This window comes from Massilia yuzhufengensis, assembly GCF_900112225.1.
In the GTDB taxonomy this organism is placed as follows: domain Bacteria; phylum Pseudomonadota; class Gammaproteobacteria; order Burkholderiales; family Burkholderiaceae_D; genus Telluria; species Telluria yuzhufengensis.
Genome location: NZ_FOLD01000005.1, coordinates 1 through 17,271, shown reverse-complemented (window position 1 = coordinate 17,271; position 17,271 = coordinate 1). Strand labels below are relative to the sequence as shown.

Below are 17,271 nucleotides of genomic sequence, written 5' to 3'. Positions count from 1 at the left end.
GGCGCTTACTTGCCCTGCGCGGTGGAGGGCGCGCGCAGGAAGGCGGGCAGGAAGCCGGTGACCAGCGCGGTGCCGGCCAGCACGATGGCCGAGCCCAGCAGGGTGTGCCAGCCGATCACTTCATGCAGGAAGAGCGCGCCCCACAGGATGCCGAACATCGGGTTCAGGAAAGTAACCGTGAGTGCCGAAGTGGTGCCGACTTCCTCGATCAGCTTGAAGTAGAGGATGTAGGCGATGCCGCTGCAGACCACGCCCAGCGCTAGCACCGCGGCCATGATGCCGAGGGTCGGCGTGCCCGGCGCCGGGAAGAAAGGCAGGGCCGGGATCACGAACAGGGTCGCGGCCCACATCGAGCCGTGCGCATTGGCGAACGGCGCCACCGCTTTCGCCGACTTGGCGTACTGGCTGGCGAGGCTGTAGCAAAAGGCCGCCACCAGCGCGGCGCCGATCGCGACGAATGCGCCCGGGCGCTCCGACACGTGGTCGAAGCCGACCAGCAGGCTCACCCCCACCGTGCCGAGCACCAGGCCGAGCGCCGCGCGCCCCGAGACAGCCTGGCGCGCCCACACGGCGCCCACCAGCGCGCCGAACATCGGCGCGGTGGCGTTGAGCACCGACAGCACCGAGGCCGACAGGGTGCGCGCGGCGTAGGCGAACAGCAGGAAGGGCAGGGCCGAGTTGAAGAAGCCCAGGATCAGGTAGTGCTTCCAGTGCCGGCGCAGGTCGAGCGGCACGCCCTTGCCGCGCAGGCGCATGAACCCGGCGACACCGGCCAGGAACAGGGCTGCGAACATCACCCGGTATTCGATCAGCACGGCCGGTCCGAGCACGGGCGCGGCGATGCGCATGAACAGGAAGGAGCCGCCCCAGATGGCGGCCAGCGCCACCAGGCGCAGCATGTTTGCGGTATTCATCGAGAGGTGGCCCGGGACAAAATGCTTATTGTGGCGGCCTGGCGCGCCTGGCGCCATCCGTTTCTTGCGTTGGAATCCGGCCGCTCACGCGGCAACGCGCGCGCAGGCTTGCGTACTGGCGGCGGCGGGCGCCGCCGCATGTGGCACCAGCAGCGCAGCCGGCACGCCGTTCTTCACCGCAGTCATCTCGGCCATGATGGAAATCGCGATCTCGCCAGGGGTCTTGCTGCCGATGTAGATGCCGACCGGGCCGTGCAGGCGCGCCAGCTGGGCCTCGTCGAGGTCGAACATTTTAAGGCGTTCGCGCCGCTTTTCATTGTTCAGGCGCGAGCCGATCGCGCCCACGTAGAAGGCCTCGGACTTCAATGCCTCCATCAGCGCCAGGTCGTCCAGCTTGGGGTCGTGGGTGAGCGCCACCACCGCGCAGCGCGCATCCAGCCGGGCCTCGATCACCAGGTCGTCCGGCATGGCGTGCACCAGTTCCACGCCGGGCAGGTTCCAGCCACTGCGGTATTCCTCGCGCGGGTCGCACACGGTGACGCGGTAATCCAGGCCGCTGGCCACCTGCGCCAGGAAGCGCGACAGCGGGCCGGCGCCGATGATGAACAGGCGCCAGCGCGGGCCGTGGATGGTGGCCAGCACGCCGTCCTCGACGCGCTGGATGGCGCTGGCGGCGGCCCGTTCCAGGGTCACCACGCCGCTGGCCAGTTGCACCCGGCGCTCGACCAGCTCGCCCGCAGCCAGGCGCGCCAGCAGTTCGCCAATGCGGCTGCTTGGCGCGAGCGGCTCGATCGCCAGTTCGATGGTGCCGCCGCAGGGCAGGCCGAAGCGGTGCGCCTCGTCGGCGCTGATGCCGTAGCTGACGATTTCCGGGCGCGCCAGCTCGATGCCGTTGGCGCGCACCCGTGCGATCAGGTCGTCCTCGATGCAGCCGCCCGAGACCGAGCCGACCACGCTGCCGTCTTCGCAGATGGCGAGCGTCGCTCCGATCGGGCGCGGGCTCGAGCCCCAGGTCTTGATGACCGTGACCAGCTGGCAGCGCTGGCCGCCGGCGAGCCAGGCGTCGCAGGTCTTGAGTACGTCGAGGTCGATGCTGTCCATGTGTTGCCCCGCCGTGTGCGCGGCGCCGGTAGTAGAGATGGACAATGATACAAAAAATGCGGGGGACGTGCCGGACGCGACCACCGCTGGAGCGGTGGCCGGCCGTCGTGGGGGAGGGGCGGGACCCCGGCACCTTGGCGGTGCGGGGCCCCGGGCGCTCAGGGCAGGAAGCGGTCGTGGTATTCCGGTGTGGCCAGGAAGGCGCCGATGACGATCGTCTCCGGTACGTCGGCATCGAGCTTGCCGGTCCAGAAATCGACTTCCTGCGGCGCCGGATCGCGTTCCAGCAGCCCCAGGTAGCCCATCGCCGCCGTCACTGCATGGTCGCTCGCGACCGTGAACTCGGCCGATTGCGCAAAGCCCAGCAGCACGTCGCCGCGTTCCAGTGACCCGCCCAGCTGCGCGGTCCAGAAGGCGACGCCGCCAATGTCGCCCTGGCGCCCCAGCACATTCTGGTACAGCTGGCGCACGAAGCCGGCGTCGTCCAGCTGGCCATGGGTGGCCGTGAACTCGGCGCTGGAAGACAGCGCCTGCGCCAGTGCCGCCAGTGGCTGCCCGGCGCCGACCTGGCCGGTCCAGAACGCCAGTCCCGCGCCGTCCGGCAGGCGGTCGAAAGCGGCCAGGTAGAGCCGCACCAGCGCGCCGGCGCCGCCCTGGAACTCGACCGAGTCGAGGAAGGTCGACACCAGGCCGGCCTTGCCCATCGCGCCGCTGTCGAGCACACCCTGCCAGTGGGTCCACTCGGGGGCTGCGGCTTCGCGGAACAGCAGGTCGCGGTACAGCTCCATCACGAACAGCTTGTTGCTGCCGAAGACGTCGTTGTCCTTGGGGCCGACCACCAGGCCATGGCCCGCCTCAAGCGCATCGGGGAACTGGTCGTCGTCGCTGTCCGGTCCCGCCGCCGGCGCCCGGTAGCCAGGTGCGCCGGGGTCGGTGATCATGCCGTCGGCCTTGCCGTCGTCGTCGAACTCGCCGCCGTCGACCAGGGTGAAGTCCAGGCGTACGCGCCCGCCTTCGAGCACGACCTTGCCGCCGTGGGCGGCGTCGGCCAGGTTGACCCAGGTGCCTGCGGCGTTCTGTTTCCAGTAGCCGTTGATCGGGATCGCACCATCGACGTAGATGCTGAAGTTCTCGGACGCACCGGCGGTCGCGACCTCGGCAGCGAAACTGATCTGGCCCAACGGCAGCGCCAGGTCGGCCGGTTTATCGGCCGGCGCGTCGAGCTGCTTGACATCCTTCAGCACGGTGGCGGCGCCCGCCCCCGTGGCTACCTTGCCGTCGACCGAGTTGGCGACCAGGGTGAGGTACACGGGTGGCGCACTGCCGGGGTTGCTTTGCGCACGGTCGGTATGCAGGAAGGGCAGCGACGTGACATTGGCCTGCTTGCTGTCGGCCAGCCCATCGCCATTGCCGTCGCCGGCAACGCCCGGTGCGCCGTTCGCGCCCGGCAGGGACGGTACCGCCTGTTCGGTGCTGGCCGGGATCGAGTCGCCGTCGTCCACCGGCGGCGTGGATTCGTCCACGTCCTGCACCCGCACCGTCAGCACCTGGGTATCGCTGCCGGCCGCGCCCAGGGCCGTTACCTCGACCACGTAGGTATTGTTGGCGGCGCCGTCGCCCGCGTCCTGCGGATACTCGAAGTCGGGTGCGCTGGCAAAGGCCAGGGCGCCGCTCGCGGCATCGAGCGTGAAGCGGGCCGCGTCGGCGCCGCCCGTGATCGCGTACACGACCGGGCCCAGGGCTTCCGCCTGCACCGTGGTGACGGCCAGCAGGTTCTCGCGCACCAGCACGGTGCCGCTTGGTTCGCCGCCGGCGCTGACGATGCGCGGCGCGATCACCGCTGCACCGCCCGGATCGACGATGACGCCGTTGGCGATGCCGTCGGCGTCGTACGCCCCGCCATCGGTCAGGCTGAAACTCAGCTTGGTCTTGCCGCCGACGGTGCTTACGGTGGCCAGGTTGACCCAGCCGCTTGCGGTCTGCTTGTAGTAGCCGTTGGCGCTGAGGGTCTTGTCGACGTACATGTCGATATCGACCGTGGCGCCCACCGCCAGCCCACGCACTTCGAAGTCGAACTGGCCGAGCGGCATCTTGGCGTTGCGCGGCAGGCCCGCAGGCGCCGCGCTATTGCTCACGCCGACCAGGGTCAGGCCGTCGGCGACCGCGATGGTGGCGAAACGCTTGTCCGCCGCCACCGAGCCGACGGTTGCCAGCGAGGCGACGTTGGCCTGGGTGCTGTCGGCGATGCCGTCGCCATTGCCGTCGCCGGTGGCGCCGCCGTGCGCGCTTGGCACCGGGTCCTCGGCCGAGTTCAGGCGGCCATCGCCGTCCAGGTCGGGGTCGAGGATGTCGGCCACGCCGTCGCGGTCGGTATCGCGCAGCACCGTGATGGTGAGCGCCTGGGTGTCGCTGGCGCCGGCGCCGTCGGTGGCGGTCACGTTGACCAGGTAGCTCCCGTTTGCGTCGCTGTCGGCCGGGCTGGCAGCAGCCTGCGCGCTGCGCAGGCGCAGGACGCCGCTGGCCGCATCGATCTCGAACAGGGCGGCATCGAGGCCGCCGCTGATGCTGTAGGCCAGCGTGTCGCCGGCGTCGCTCGCCTGCACGGTGGTGACCGCCCGCAGGCCTTCGACGACGTCGATCGCGGCGCTGGCGCCGCCGCCATTGGTGGTGATCATCGGCGCGGTATTGAAGCTGACCGCGAACTGGTGGGCGACGCCGCCGGCCAGCGCATTGCCGGCCAGGTCGAGCACGGCGCCGGCTGCCATGGCGATGCTCCAGTTGCCGGCATGGACGGCATTCCAGCCGCCGGCCGGCGCGTCCAGCGTGTACTGGGCGATCCCGGTGGCGGCGTTCCAGCTCGCTGCCGACACGGCCAGCCCGGCGCCCGCGCCCGGACCGCTCACCGTGATGTCGGCCGTGTCGACGGTGGCCGCGTCGATCCCGGCGCCGGCGTCGTCGTAGCGCACCGCGACCACGATGGCCTGGTTGGCCGACGGGCTGGCCACGGTGGCGCGGGTGACCGCGCCCACCACAGGCGCGGCGCCGTCGACCACAAGGGCGGCGCCGTTGGTGGCGACCGCACTCGTATTGCCGGCGTTGTCGACCTGGCGCACCTGGACCGCGCCGGCCGCATAGGCGCCGGGGGCCAGGGTGAAGCTCGTGCCGCTGCCTGCGCTCCAGGCGCCGGAGGCGCTGCTGCGGTATTCCCATGCCACGGCGCCTGCTGCCAGCGTCACCGCCACGGTCCCGTCGGCGGTGATGCCATCGGCCGCGCTGGCGCCGGTATCGGATGCCAGCGCCATGCCCGGCGCCGCCGGCGGCGCGACGATCTCCAGAGCCGCAGCGTTGCTGGCCGCGCTACTGGTGTTGCCGGCGCTGTCGAGCTGGCGCACCTGCACTTCGCCCGGCGCATAGCTGCCTGCGGCCAGCACGAAGCTGGTGCCGCTGCCGGTGGTCCACGCGCCGGTGCTGGCGCTGCGATATTCCCAGGCACTCACGCCGTTGGCCAGCACGACGTCCACGGTGCCATCGTTGCTCACGCCGTCGACGGGATTGGCGCCGGTGTCGTTGGCCAGCGCCAGGCCAGGGGCCGCGGGCGCGGTCTGGTCGATCAGGATGGCCGTGCCGTTGACGCCGGCGCTGCTGGTATTGCCGGCGGTGTCGACCTGGCGTACCTGTACCTCGCCCTGCGCATAGCTGCCCTCGGCCAGCACGAAACTGGTGCCGCTGCCGGCGCTCCAGGCGCCCACGCTGCTGCTGCGGTACTCCCAAGAGGCGACGTCCGGAGCCAGGCTCACGCTGACCGTGCCGGCACTGCTCACGCCATCGGCGGCGCTGGACCCGGTGTCGCTGGCCAGGGCCAGGCCCGGCGCGGCCACCGTCAGGTCAATCACGATCGCGGCGCCGTTGGTGGCCGCGCTGCTGGTGTTGCCGGCCGTGTCGGTCTGGCGTACCTGCACCTCACCCTGAGCATAGCTGCCTTCGGCCAGCACGAAACTGGTGCCGCTGCCAACGTTCCATGCGCCGTTGCTGCTGCTGCGGTATTCCCAGCCGGCGACGTCCGCGGCCAGGGTGACGTTCACCGTGGCGGCGCTGCTGATGCCGTCGGCGGCGCTGGCGCCGGTGTCGGCGGCCAGGGCCAGTGCGGGTGCGGCCAGCGTGTGGTCGATCACGATGGCGGCGCCATTCGTGGCCACTGCACTGGTGTTGCCGGCCATGTCGGTCTGGCGCAGCCGCAGCACGCCGGCGGCATAGCTGCCCTCGGCCAGCACGAAGCCGGCGCCGCTGCCGGCGGTCCAGGAAATGCCGCTGTCGGTGCTGTATTCCCAGCTCGCCACGTCGGCGGCCAGTCCGGCGTCGATGCGGCCGTCGTTGCTGCGGCCGTCGCCGGCCGCGCTGCCGGTGTCGGCGTGCAGGGCCAAGGTCGGCAGGGCCACGCTGGTGTCGATGATCACCGCCAGGCCGCTGGACGCGAGCCCGGTATTGCCGGCAGCGTCGCTGGCGCGCGCGCTGATCGTGTGGTTGCCCTCTCCCAGGGCCGATACGGTAATGCTCCAGGCACCAGCGGTGGCGATGCCGCTGCCCAGTACCGTGCCGTTCGCATCCACCAGTTCCACCAGTGCGCCCGCTTCGGCGCTGCCGGTAAAGGTCGGGGTCGCGATGCGGGTCCGGTTGTCGATGGTCGAGGAACCGCTGTCGCTGGCGCTGGCCAGGTCGGGCTGGCTCGGCGCGGCCGGCGCGCTGTTGTCGATCAGGTAGCTGCGCTGGTCGGTGCCGCTCGGCGCCAGGCTGGCCAGCGCCATGCCGGCACCGTTGACGATGTCCTGGCCGGCCGCCAGCGCCAGGGTGGCGCTGCCGTTGAGGCTGGCCAGGCCGCCGCCGCTGGCGGTGACGGTGTAGGTGTTGGCGCCGGCGGCGGCGACCGTGATCGTCTCGCCGCTGAGGCCAGCCACGTCGAAATCGGCGGCGTCGATGGACGACACGGCTTCGCTGAAGCGCACGGTCCAGCTCAGGCTGTCGGCATTGGTCGGGCTGGCCGCGGGCGTCGCGTAGTCGACGCTGGTCACGCCCGGACCGGCCACCACCACGATGCCGCTGCCGGTGGTCACGGGGGACTGGCCGTTCGCCATCTGCGAGCTCATGCCGTTGGCCAGCGTCACGCCGCTGTCGCCGTCGAGCGAGAGCAGGTAGGTGGCGCCGGCAGTCACGCCCGACGTCGTGTTGAAGTAGGCCTTGACGGTGTAGACGGCGGCAGCGCCGTCGGCGACCGCGATGGCGGAGGCGAAATCGAGGGTGCCGCTGCCTGCGTGGTAGACCCCTTGCACCGGCGCCCCGAGGCCGGGGCCGGTCAGCAGCCAGGTTACCTTGGTGAAGTCGCCGCTGCCCGCTACCTGCAGGCTCAGGGCGTCGATGCGGGTGGCCAGGCCGTCGGCGTCGCCGGCGTCGGTGACGGTGAAGTCGAACACGCCGACCGCGCCAGCCTGGTTCAGGACGTTAGTAGGCAGCGTCACCGGTTCGGTCACGCCGGCGGCCGGCGCGATGGTCGAACTCTGGTCCGAGGTGCCGGTCATGTCGAAGCTGGCCGGCAGCGAGACGGCGCCGTCGCCGTCGGCGATCCTGAGCTCGAAGCTGCGGGCGCCAAGGGTCGGGGCCGTATACATCAAGAACGTGATCATCGCGGCGGCGAAACTTGCATGGTCGAGCAGCGCCGACGGCACCGCCAGTGCCGGATTATTGAAGGTAATTTTCAGGCTGGCGCCATCCTGGCCGTCGCTGGTCACGGTCCCGGCCAGGATCCAGTCGGCAGGATCGAGGCTGCTGTCGGGGTTGTACCAGACCTTGTCGCCGGCCACCATCGGGCCCGGTGCGATGAAGCTGGTGCCGTCGTTGGCGGTATCCGGCTGCGCGCCGCTGCCCCACAGGAACTGGGACGATGCAAGCAGCAGGTCGAAGCTGAAGTCGCCATCGGCCGCGCCGGCCACCTGCAGCACCTCGAGGTAACCACCGTCGAAGTCGGCCGAATCGGCATCGGCCACATCGGCGAAAACGTTGTTGTCGATGTATTGCGCGGTACCGAGGATGAAATCGGTGGCGTCGCCATCGAGCCCATCGATCTGCGGCGCCAGGTTGGGCGGCGCCCCCAGCCCGATCTGGTAGGTGCTCTGCAGGTAGTAGTTGTCGCCGTTGATGCTCATCACATCGTACGTAAGGTCGTAGCCGCTGCCTTCGGCCAGGATGCGCGGGTTCATCAGGACGGCATCCTGCGGCACCGCGATCCCCATATTGCTCACGGAAAGCACCGTGCCGTCGGCTTTGGACAGGCGCACCAGGTCGAAGCCCTTGCCCGCGTTCGGCACCACGACCACCAGTTCGCCGTTGATCTCGGCGATGTCGATGAACTGGTCGTAGTTCAGGTAGTTCTGGCCGGGCCAGGCCACCACGGGCGTGATATCGGTCGCGTGGTAAGTGCGGGTGTCGTAAACACCGCTGCGATACACCTGTTCGGTTTGCTGCGTGGTGGTGATCAGCGAACCGTCATTGTTGAACATCGTCACCTGCCAGTTGCCGTCCTTGCCGCGGTTGACGCTGGCAAAACCGCCGGCAAAGGCCTTGGTCAGTACGGCGTTGTTGACCTGGCCGTCGTTCCAGTTGACCCGCTGCCAGTAGTTGCCGCTGGCGAAAGCCTGCTGGGCGCCGCCGGCGGCGTAGCGGAACACGAAGTCCCCCAGCGGCGTGTAGTTGGAGTTGACCCAGTCATAGGTCGGCGCACCGACCACGAAGCCGCCGTCGGACAGGCCGCTGATCGAGAACTCGTCGAACATGAACAGCTTGGTGACGTCGGCGTTGGCGCCTGGCGCCGGTGCGTTGGGGTCGCCGACATAGGACTCGGCGGCCTTGACGTAGCTGCCGGCATTCCAGTTGAAGGTATTGACCACGCCCTGCTGGCTATGTGCGGCCGTGTTCGCGGCGAAGACGGTGGCGAAGCCGCCATCGGCCAATGAGGTGATGCGGACGTTAAAGCCCGCGGTGGTCGACAGGACGTCGCGCGAGACCAGGCTGCCGTTGTCGTCGTAGATGGCATAGCGCACGCGCACGTCCTGCCAGTTGATGTCGGCGACGTCGGCATCCGACCAGGCCACCACGAAGCCGCCGTTGGCCAGGCGCTCGACCACCATATCGTTGAGGAAGCGCCCCGCCGGCAGCAGGTCGTCTACCAGCGAAATGCTGCGCAGGACCCGGTTTTGCGGGTCCATCACCTGCAGGATGCCGTCAAAGCCGGGATACGGGGCATAGGTCATCAGGTCGCCGCTGACCTGCTTGAGGTAGCCGAGCACGGTCCCGCCATTGCCCAGGCGCACGGCGTCGGCGTTGATATTCTGGAAGGTCGAGGGCGTATTGCCGCCGGGCGCGAGGAGTTCGCCGGAAATGGTCATGACTGTATCTCTGCTGTTAGGTGGGAACCCATGCTCCCGGAAGTGGGAACAAGACGTCACCCAGCGGAGATTTTAGTGGCGAACGGCGGAAGTATTTCCTAAAAGAATGAAATTATCGGTAGTTGTTGCTTGTTACCGACAAAAGTTGGCATGAATGATTTTGTTTCTCGCAATTTTGAGAAATTGTCATCTTTTGCGGTTTGGGGCGCTGCGCTGCGTGCCGCACCAGGGCGGCGGCACGCAGCGTGCCGCTCAGGGCAGCAGCGGCTTGTCCGCGGATTTCCTGGCCTTGACCTCGGCCACGGCCTTGTCGATACTGGCCACGCGCAGGGCCAGCGAAGGGTGGCTGGCCGTGTGGCTGTTCAGGACCGTCGCCGGGTAGGTGGCGGCAAAGCGCTTCCAGAACGCGCCCACGTTGTCGACCCGGTAGCCGGCGCGCGCCAGCAGGTAGACCGCCAGGCGCTCGGCCGCGGCGTCGAGGGTGGCTGGCATCGCCTTGATGCCGCCGCTGCCGATCAGCATCGAGGTATCGGGCGAGATGTTGGTGAGGTTCTCGATGATGCCGCCGATGGTGGCCGCATTGCGCTGGCTGGCCGCATGGCCCAGCATATTGTGCGCCATCGTGTGCGCCACCACGAAGGCCAGTTCGTCGTCGTCCTGGACGAAGCCCATCATGCCGCGCGTGACCATCACGCGCTGGCCGTCGGCGTAGGCGTTGACGTTGTCGGCGTTGCCCAGTTCGATGCCGAAGGCGCAGGCGCGGGTCACCGGCACCGTGAGCTCGCGCGAACGGCCCTTGCGTTCGATGGTGAGCGGCAGCGAAGCCTGTTTCTTGACGATGGGGCCGAAGATGGCGCCGGCCTGCGACAGCGCGGCGGGGCCGGGCGGCAGCGGCGTGCCGGCGGCGGCCACCAGTTCGTCGCCCTGGCGCAGGCCGGCCTTGGCCGCGCCCGAGCCGACCAGCACATTGGTCACCTGCAGGCGCTCGCCCATGCCGAGCACGGCGTGGGCGGCCTCGTTGTAGCTGCCCGGGTAGGTATGGCGGTTCTTGGCGGTGAAGCCGAGCAGGTTGCGCGCGTGGCGCGTGCACAGTTCGGCGTTGTCGATCAGGAGCGGCGCGGCGACCTTGTACAGGCGTTCCTGCAGCGCGGCCATGCGGGTCAGCGTTTCGGCGGCGGACGTCATTTCGGGCGTCACCGGCGCCGGGGCCTCGGTGGCCGGGCCTTGCGGTCCCGGTTGGGCGCCCGGCTGCACGGTGCCCTGCGTGGCGCAGGCCGACAGCAGGATGGCGGCGGCGGTTCCCAGTGCAGCCTGGCGGATGCGCAGGTACGGGCGCAGGCGTTGGATGCGGTTCATGGTCCTCCTTGAGGGTGTGCTTGTTATTGTTTGCCGGTGCTGCCGAAGCCGCCGGCGCCCCGTTCGCTCGATGCGAACTCGTCTACCACATTGAAGCCTACCTGCAGCACCGGCACGATCACCAGCTGGGCCAGCCGGTCGAGCGGCTGCAGCGTGAACGTCGTGTGGCCGCGGTTCCAGGTCGAGACCATCAGCTGCCCCTGGTAATCGGAGTCGATCAAGCCTACCAGATTGCCGAGCACGATGCCGTTCTTATGGCCGAGCCCACTGCGCGGCAGGATCATGGCCGCATAGCCCGGATCGCCGATGTGGATGGCCAGGCCGGTGGGCACCAGCACGGTCTGGCCGGGCTCGATGACGAGGGGCGCGTCGACGCAGGCGCGCAGGTCCAGGCCGGCGCTGCCGGGGGTGCCGTAGGCCGGCAGCAGGTCCTTCATGCGCGGGTCGAGGATTTTCAGGTCGATACTGTTCATGTTGCTTGTCTTGTCTTGTCAGGTCAGGAGCGAACGCCGTTCCAGGCGCTTCGCGATCTCGGATACCAGCTGGCGTGCCAGCGTTAGCTTGTCGGCGCGCTCGAGCAGGGTGTGGCCGGTCTCGTCGAACAGGATGATGGTGTTCTCATCCTGGCCGAAAGTCTGCGGCCCGATATTGCCCACCAACAGGGGAATGCCTTTTTTCTCGCGCTTGGCCGCGCCGAATTCCACCAGGTTTTCCGACTCGGCGGCAAAGCCCACGCAGTAGGGCCAGCCCGACAGCGAGGTGGTGGCCGCCACCGAGGCCAGGATGTCGGCGTTCTGCACGAATTCCAGCTGGGGCGCGGCGCCGTCTTCCTGCTTCTTGATCTTCTGGCCGCTGGCGTTTGCCACCCGCCAGTCGGCCACCGCTGCCACGCCGATGAAGACATGCTGGCCTTCGACCCCGGCCATTACCGCGTCGTGCATCTGCTGGGCGGTGAGCACGTCGATACGGCGCACGCCGTGCGGCGTGGGCAGCGCCGTGGGGCCGGTGACGAGGGTGACTTCGGCGCCCGCTTCGCGCGCGGCGCGCGCCACCGCATAGCCCATCTTGCCCGACGAGAGGTTGGTGATGCCGCGCACCGGGTCGATCGGCTCAAAAGTAGGCCCGGCCGTGATCAGCACGCGCCGCCCGGCCAACACCTTGTGCTGGAACGAGGCGACCAGTTCTTCCACCAGCTCGTCGGCTTCCAGCATGCGCCCCAGGCCCGTCTCGCCGCAGGCCTGCGAGCCGGCCGCGGGGCCGAACAGGCAGATGCCGTCTTCCAGCAGCTGGGCCACGTTGCGCTGGGTGGCGGGGTTTTCCCACATCTCGACGTTCATCGCCGGCGCTGCCAGGAGCGGCACGCGGCGCGGGCGCGCCACGCACAGGGTCGAGAGCAAATCGTCGCAGGCGCCGTGCGCGAGTTTACGCATGAAGTCGGCCGAGCAGGGCGCGACCAGGATCGCGTCGGCGTGGCGGGTCAGGTCGATGTGGGCCATGTTGTTGCTCATCCGCGGGTCCCACTGGTCGGTGAAGACCGGCTGCCCGGACAGCGCCTGCATGGTGACGGTGCCGATGAAGTGGGTGGCCGCTTCGCTCATCACCACCTGCACGCTGGCGCCGTGCTTGACCAGGGCGCGGCACAGCTCGGCCGCCTTGTAGCAGGCCACGCCGCCGGTCAGGCCGAGGACGATCTTCTTGCCCTTCAGGTCCATGCTCATGATGCCTCCTGCTTGAAACGTTGGACGATTACGATTTGTTCACCCGGCGCAGTTCATCCACGATGAACAGCACGGCGCCGACCGAGATGCCGATGTCGGCGATATTAAACGCCGGGAAGTGGCCCACGCCCTTCCAGTAGAAGTCGAGGAAGTCGATCACGTGGCCGTAGGCCAGGCGGTCGATGACGTTGCCGATGGCGCCGCCCATGATCAGGGCCAGCGCGAAACAGAACAGGCGCTGGCTGGCGTGCTTCTTCATCAGGTACAGTATGAAGCCGACCGCCACGATCGCGATGCCGGTGAAGAAGTAGCGCTGCCAGCCGCCGGCGTCGCCCAGGAAGCTGAAGGCCGCGCCGGGGTTATACACCTTGATCAGGTTGAAGAAGCCCGTGATGGGCCGCGTTTCGCCGTAGAAGAAGCTGCGCTCGACGGTGAGCTTGGTGACCTGGTCGAACAGGATCACCAGCAGGGCGATGCCGAACCACGGCAGCAGGCTGGCGGGGCTCTTGTACACGGGCCGGGCGGCCGGGGAAGCGGTTTTCTTTTTGGTTGCCATGATAGAAGTGATGGTGCCCGCCACGCCCCGTGACAGGGCGTGGCGGTGGGACCCCGTGAGGGGGCGTCAGTGCTTAGGCAAAACGGCGCTGCTCGCCGCTGCCGAACAGGTTGCTCACGCAGCGGCCGCACAGGCCGGGGTGTTCCTGGTGCTGGCCGACGTCGCGGCGGTAGTGCCAGCAGCGCTCGCACTTTTCCGCTTCGGACGGGATCACGCTGACCGCTTCGTTGGCGGCGTCCGCCACCTGTTCCACGCTGGCCTGCGAGGTAATGAAGACGAACTTCAGGTCGTCGTCCAGGCTCGCCAGCAGCGCGTACTTGTCGCCGGCCGCCTTGATCGCCAGCTCCGCCTGCAGCGAGGAGCCGATGGCGCCGGAGGCGCGCACTTCTTCGAGCTGCTTGGTGACGTCGGTCCGCACTTCGCGCAGCGCCGCGTACTTGGCCAGCAGAGCTTCGGCATCGGGCAGCTCCGGGAAGCTCCACAGGGTCTGGGTGAAGATGGTTTCATCGCTGGCGGCGAAGGCTTCGCGGCTGGCGAACACGGCCCAGGCTTCTTCGGCCGTGAAGGACAGGATCGGCGCCATCACGCGCAGCAGCGCATTGGCGATGTGCCACAGCGCGGTCTGGGCCGAGCGGCGCGCCGGCGAATCCAGGCCGGTGGTGTACAGGCGGTCCTTCAGGATGTCGAGGTAGAAGCCGCCCAGGTCTTCCGAGCAGTAGTTCTGCAGGCGAGACACGACCGGGTGGAATTCGTAGCGCTCGAAGTGGGCGTCGATGTCCTTCTGCAGCGCGGCCATCGAGGCGATCGCGTAGCGGTCGATCTCGAACAGCTCGGCCACCGGGACAGCGTGCTGCGCCGGGTCGAAGTCCGAGGTATTGGCCAGCAGGAAGCGCAGGGTGTTGCGGATGCGGCGGTAGGACTCGGTCACGCGTTTCAGGATCTCTTCGCCGATCGACAGCTCGCCCGTGTAGTCGGTCGAGGCCACCCACAGGCGCAGGATGTCGGCGCCGAGGGTGTCCGAGATCTTCTGCGGCGCCATGGTGTTGCCGAGCGACTTCGACATCTTCTTGCCGTGTTCGTCGACCGTGAAGCCGTGGGTCAGCAGCGCCTTGTAGGGCGGGCGGCCGTTGAGCATCGACGAGGTCAGCAGCGACGAGTGGAACCAGCCGCGGTGCTGGTCCGAGCCTTCCAGGTACAGGTCGGCCGGGAAGGCGGATTGTTCCGCATGCGAGCCGCGCAGCACGGTCTGGTGGGTGGCGCCGGAGTCGAACCAGACGTCCAGCGTGTCCTTGTTCTTTTCATAGTGATGGGCGTCCTCGCCCAGCAGGGTAGCCGGATCGAGGCTTTGCCAGGCGTCGATGCCGCCCGCTTCGATCAGCTTGGCCACTTCTTCAACCAGCTCCGGCGTGCGCGGGTGCAGCTCGCCAGTTTCCTTGTGGATGAAGAAGGCCATCGGCACGCCCCACTGCCGCTGGCGCGACAGGGTCCAGTCCGGACGGTTCTCGATCATGCCGTGCAGGCGCGCCTGACCCCACTCGGGGAAAAATTGGGTCTCGGCGATGCCGGCCAGTGCGGTCTCGCGCAGGGTGCGCGCGCCGTCCTTGGGCAGGATGTCCATGCCGGCGAACCACTGGCTGGTGGCGCGGTAGACGATCGGGGTCTTGTGGCGCCAGCAGTGCATGTAGCTGTGGTCGAACATCTTCAGTTCGAACAGGGCGCCGGCCTCGGTCAGGGCCGAGCAGATCGGCTTGGAGGCTTCCCAGATGGTCATGCCGCCGAACAGCGGCAGGGTAGGCGTGAAGCGGCCGTCGCCCATCACGGGTTTCAGGATGTCGTCGTCCTTCATGCCGTGCGCCTTGCACGACTGGAAGTCTTCCAGGCCATAGGCCGGGGCCGAGTGGACCACACCGGTGCCGCTCTCGGTGGTGACGTAATCAGCCAGGTAGACCGGCGAGGCGCGGTCGTAGAACGGGTCGGCCGCGTACAGCGGGTGCTTGAACTGCAGCCCGCCGAGTTTCTCGCCCAGGGTGGTGGCGATGGTGCTGCCTTCGAGTTTGTAGCGCGCCAGCGTCGACTCCACCAGGTCGGTCGCCATGATCAGCAGCAGCGGCAGGCCGTCGCGGGTGGACTGCACCAGCGAGTAGCTCACTTCCGGGTTCACGTTCAGGGCCTGGTTGGACGGGATGGTCCACGGGGTGGTGGTCCAGATCACGATGAAGCCGTTGGCGGTTGGCAGCTCGCTCAAGCCGAAGGCGGCGGCCACTTTTTCCGGCTCCGCGAACGGGAAACCGACGTCGATGCCGGGGTCGCGCTTGTCCTGGTATTCCACTTCCGCCTCGGCCAGGGCCGAGCCGCAGTCGAAGCACCAGTTGACCGGCTTCAGGCCGCGGTAGACGTAGCCTTTTTCCAGCAGCTTGCCGAGGGCGCGCAGCTCGTCGGCCTCGTTACCGTAGGCCATGGTCATGTAGGGGTTTTCCCATTCGCCCAGGACGCCCAGGCGGATGAAGCCGGCGCGCTGGCGGTCGATCTGCTCGAGCGCATAGGCGCGGGCCTTTTGCAGCACTTCGGCGGTCGGCAGGTTCTTGCCGTACAGTTTTTCGATCTGGATCTCGATCGGCATCCCGTGGCAGTCCCAACCCGGCACGTAGGGCGCATCGAAACCGGCCATGGTGCGCGATTTTACGACCATGTCTTTCAGGATCTTGTTGACGGCGTGGCCAAGGTGGATGTCGCCGTTTGCATACGGCGGGCCATCGTGCAGGATGAATTTCGGGCGGCCTGCGGCCGCTTTGCGGATGCGGTGGTAGAGCTTTTTCTCCTGCCATTGCTTGACCCAGCCCGGCTCGCGCTTGGCGAGGTCGCCGCGCATCGGGAACGGGGTGTCGGTCATGTTGACCGGGTATTTGCTCTCAGGCTTCTTGCCCGCCTTCGGGGCGGGGTTGTTCTGGACAGGTTTGGTATCGGACATATGCTTCTTCTCTAGGGGATTCTTGAGGTGCGCGGCGTGGCCGCGCAGGGTATTCGGGAGTGCGCCGCCGGCGTCAAATTCGGTCGGTCGCCGTCAGGGCGCCATTGCGCAGGGCAAAGTAGGCGCGCGCCTGCACGGCGTCGCGCTCGATCGCATCGGTCAGGGTGGGCAGGTCGACGTATTTCTCTTCGTTGCGCAGTTTTTCCAGGAATTCGACCCGCACCAGCTTGCCGTAGGCGCTCTGCTGGTAGTCGAACACGTGGACCTCGAGCAGCATGCGGCCGGCGTCTTCGACGGTGGGGCGCACGCCCAGGCTGGCCACGGCCGGCAGCGGCCCGGCCGCCAGGCCGTGCACCTGCACCACGAAGATGCCATTCAGGGCAGGGCGGTGCGCGACGCGCAGGTTCAGGGTCGGGAAACCGAGCGTGCGGCCCAGCTTCTGGCCGTGGATCACGTGGCCCGACATGGCGTACGGGTGGCCCAGGAGCTGCTGGGTCGCCGGAAAGTCGCCGGCGGCCAGGGCCTCGCGCACGGCCGAGGACGAGATGCGGCGCTCGCCGTGCATGACGGCGCGCAGGGTCTCGACCTGGAAGCCGAATGCGTGCCCGGCTTCCTGCAGCATGGCGATGTCGCCCGCGCGCCTGGCGCCGAAGCGGAAATCGTCGCCTACCATCAGCCATTTCACGTGCAGGCCATCGACCAGCACGTGCTCGATGAAGTCGCGCGGCGACTGGGCGGCGAAGTGTTCGTTGAAGTGTTCCACGATGACGCGGTCGATGCCGGCGTTGGACAGGTCGCCCAGCTTGTCGCGCAGGTTGGCGATGCGGGCCGGGGCCCTCGACAGGTCGCCCATGCGGCGCGCGAAGTATTCGCGCGGATGTGGCTCAAAGGTCATCACGGCCGCTTCGATCCCCAGCTCGGCGGCGGCGCCGCGCACGTGCGCCAGCAATGCCTGGTGGCCGCGGTGGACACCGTCAAAGTTGCCGATCGTGAGGGCGCAGGGTGCGCGCGCCCTGTCGTTGGGAAGTCCGCGAAATACCTTCATCAATGGTTCCAGGTGCGCAGCCGGCCGGTCCGGCGCGAAAACCCTGATTATACGGTAACTGGCATGTTGCACAGCAACGAAGGGCCGGGGCACCGCTGCGTTGGCGCCGGCGAAAAAAAAGGCGCTGTCACCCTTGGCTGTGGATGAGGATTGAACTGTCGAGCTGCGCCACGGTCCAAA

At 68.2% G+C, this 17,271-nt stretch carries 9 protein-coding genes; all 9 read right to left on the bottom strand.

Features of this window, described 5'->3' with window-relative positions:
* Nucleotides 1–5 precede the first annotated feature (5 nt).
* Nucleotides 6–914, bottom strand: coding sequence for a DMT family transporter (locus tag BM031_RS06055; protein WP_229408647.1), 909 nt, complete (start codon nucleotides 912–914; stop codon nucleotides 6–8).
* 84 nt (nucleotides 915–998) lie between these two features.
* Nucleotides 999–2,015: an XdhC family protein gene (locus BM031_RS06050; RefSeq protein ID WP_091872476.1), complete on the bottom strand. Its 1,017-nt coding sequence runs from the start codon at nucleotides 2,013–2,015 to the stop codon at nucleotides 999–1,001.
* 158 nt (nucleotides 2,016–2,173) lie between these two features.
* Nucleotides 2,174–9,448 carry a choice-of-anchor U domain-containing protein gene (locus BM031_RS06045; protein WP_091872473.1) on the bottom strand — a complete coding sequence of 2,425 codons (7,275 nt, stop codon included), beginning with the start codon at nucleotides 9,446–9,448 and terminating at the stop codon, nucleotides 2,174–2,176.
* 252 nt (nucleotides 9,449–9,700) lie between these two features.
* Nucleotides 9,701–10,804: a M48 family metallopeptidase gene (locus BM031_RS06040; RefSeq protein ID WP_091872471.1), complete on the bottom strand. Its 1,104-nt coding sequence runs from the start codon at nucleotides 10,802–10,804 to the stop codon at nucleotides 9,701–9,703.
* Nucleotides 10,805–10,827: 23 nt separating this feature from the next.
* Nucleotides 10,828–11,277, bottom strand: a complete 450-nt coding sequence (gene dut / locus BM031_RS06035) for a dUTP diphosphatase (RefSeq protein WP_091872468.1) — start codon at nucleotides 11,275–11,277, stop codon at nucleotides 10,828–10,830.
* Between the two features lie 18 nt (nucleotides 11,278–11,295).
* On the bottom strand, nucleotides 11,296–12,516 hold the full coding sequence (coaBC, locus tag BM031_RS06030; protein ID WP_091872981.1) for a bifunctional phosphopantothenoylcysteine decarboxylase/phosphopantothenate--cysteine ligase CoaBC: 1,221 nt from the start codon (nucleotides 12,514–12,516) through the stop codon (nucleotides 11,296–11,298).
* A 34-nt stretch (nucleotides 12,517–12,550) separates the two neighbouring features.
* Nucleotides 12,551–13,078: a signal peptidase II gene (gene lspA / locus BM031_RS06025; protein ID WP_091872466.1), complete on the bottom strand. Its 528-nt coding sequence runs from the start codon at nucleotides 13,076–13,078 to the stop codon at nucleotides 12,551–12,553.
* Nucleotides 13,079–13,151: 73 nt separating this feature from the next.
* The gene (gene ileS, locus BM031_RS06020) at nucleotides 13,152–16,046 is read right to left on the bottom strand and encodes an isoleucine--tRNA ligase (RefSeq protein WP_091872463.1); all 2,895 of its coding nucleotides are present in this window, start codon (nucleotides 16,044–16,046) and stop codon (nucleotides 13,152–13,154) included.
* 73 nt (nucleotides 16,047–16,119) lie between these two features.
* On the bottom strand, nucleotides 16,120–17,091 hold the full coding sequence (locus BM031_RS06015) for a bifunctional riboflavin kinase/FAD synthetase (protein WP_091872461.1): 972 nt from the start codon (nucleotides 17,089–17,091) through the stop codon (nucleotides 16,120–16,122).
* Nucleotides 17,092–17,271 lie beyond the last annotated feature (180 nt).

What these genes read in the sequence shown, in the direction of transcription:
- coaBC (WP_091872981.1), bottom strand. Translation starts at nt 12,516, where the DNA reads ATGGACCTGAAGGGCAAGAAGATCGTCCTCGGCCTGACCGGCGGCGTG.
- BM031_RS06040 (WP_091872471.1), bottom strand. Translation starts at nt 10,804, where the DNA reads ATGAACCGCATCCAACGCCTGCGCCCGTACCTGCGCATCCGCCAGGCT.
- BM031_RS06015 (WP_091872461.1), bottom strand. Translation starts at nt 17,091, where the DNA reads ATGAAGGTATTTCGCGGACTTCCCAACGACAGGGCGCGCGCACCCTGC.
- BM031_RS06045 (WP_091872473.1), bottom strand. Translation starts at nt 9,448, where the DNA reads ATGACCATTTCCGGCGAACTCCTCGCGCCCGGCGGCAATACGCCCTCG.
- BM031_RS06050 (WP_091872476.1), bottom strand. Translation starts at nt 2,015, where the DNA reads ATGGACAGCATCGACCTCGACGTACTCAAGACCTGCGACGCCTGGCTC.
- BM031_RS06055 (WP_229408647.1), bottom strand. Translation starts at nt 914, where the DNA reads ATGAATACCGCAAACATGCTGCGCCTGGTGGCGCTGGCCGCCATCTGG.
- lspA (WP_091872466.1), bottom strand. Translation starts at nt 13,078, where the DNA reads ATGGCAACCAAAAAGAAAACCGCTTCCCCGGCCGCCCGGCCCGTGTAC.
- dut (WP_091872468.1), bottom strand. Translation starts at nt 11,277, where the DNA reads ATGAACAGTATCGACCTGAAAATCCTCGACCCGCGCATGAAGGACCTG.
- ileS (WP_091872463.1), bottom strand. Translation starts at nt 16,046, where the DNA reads ATGTCCGATACCAAACCTGTCCAGAACAACCCCGCCCCGAAGGCGGGC.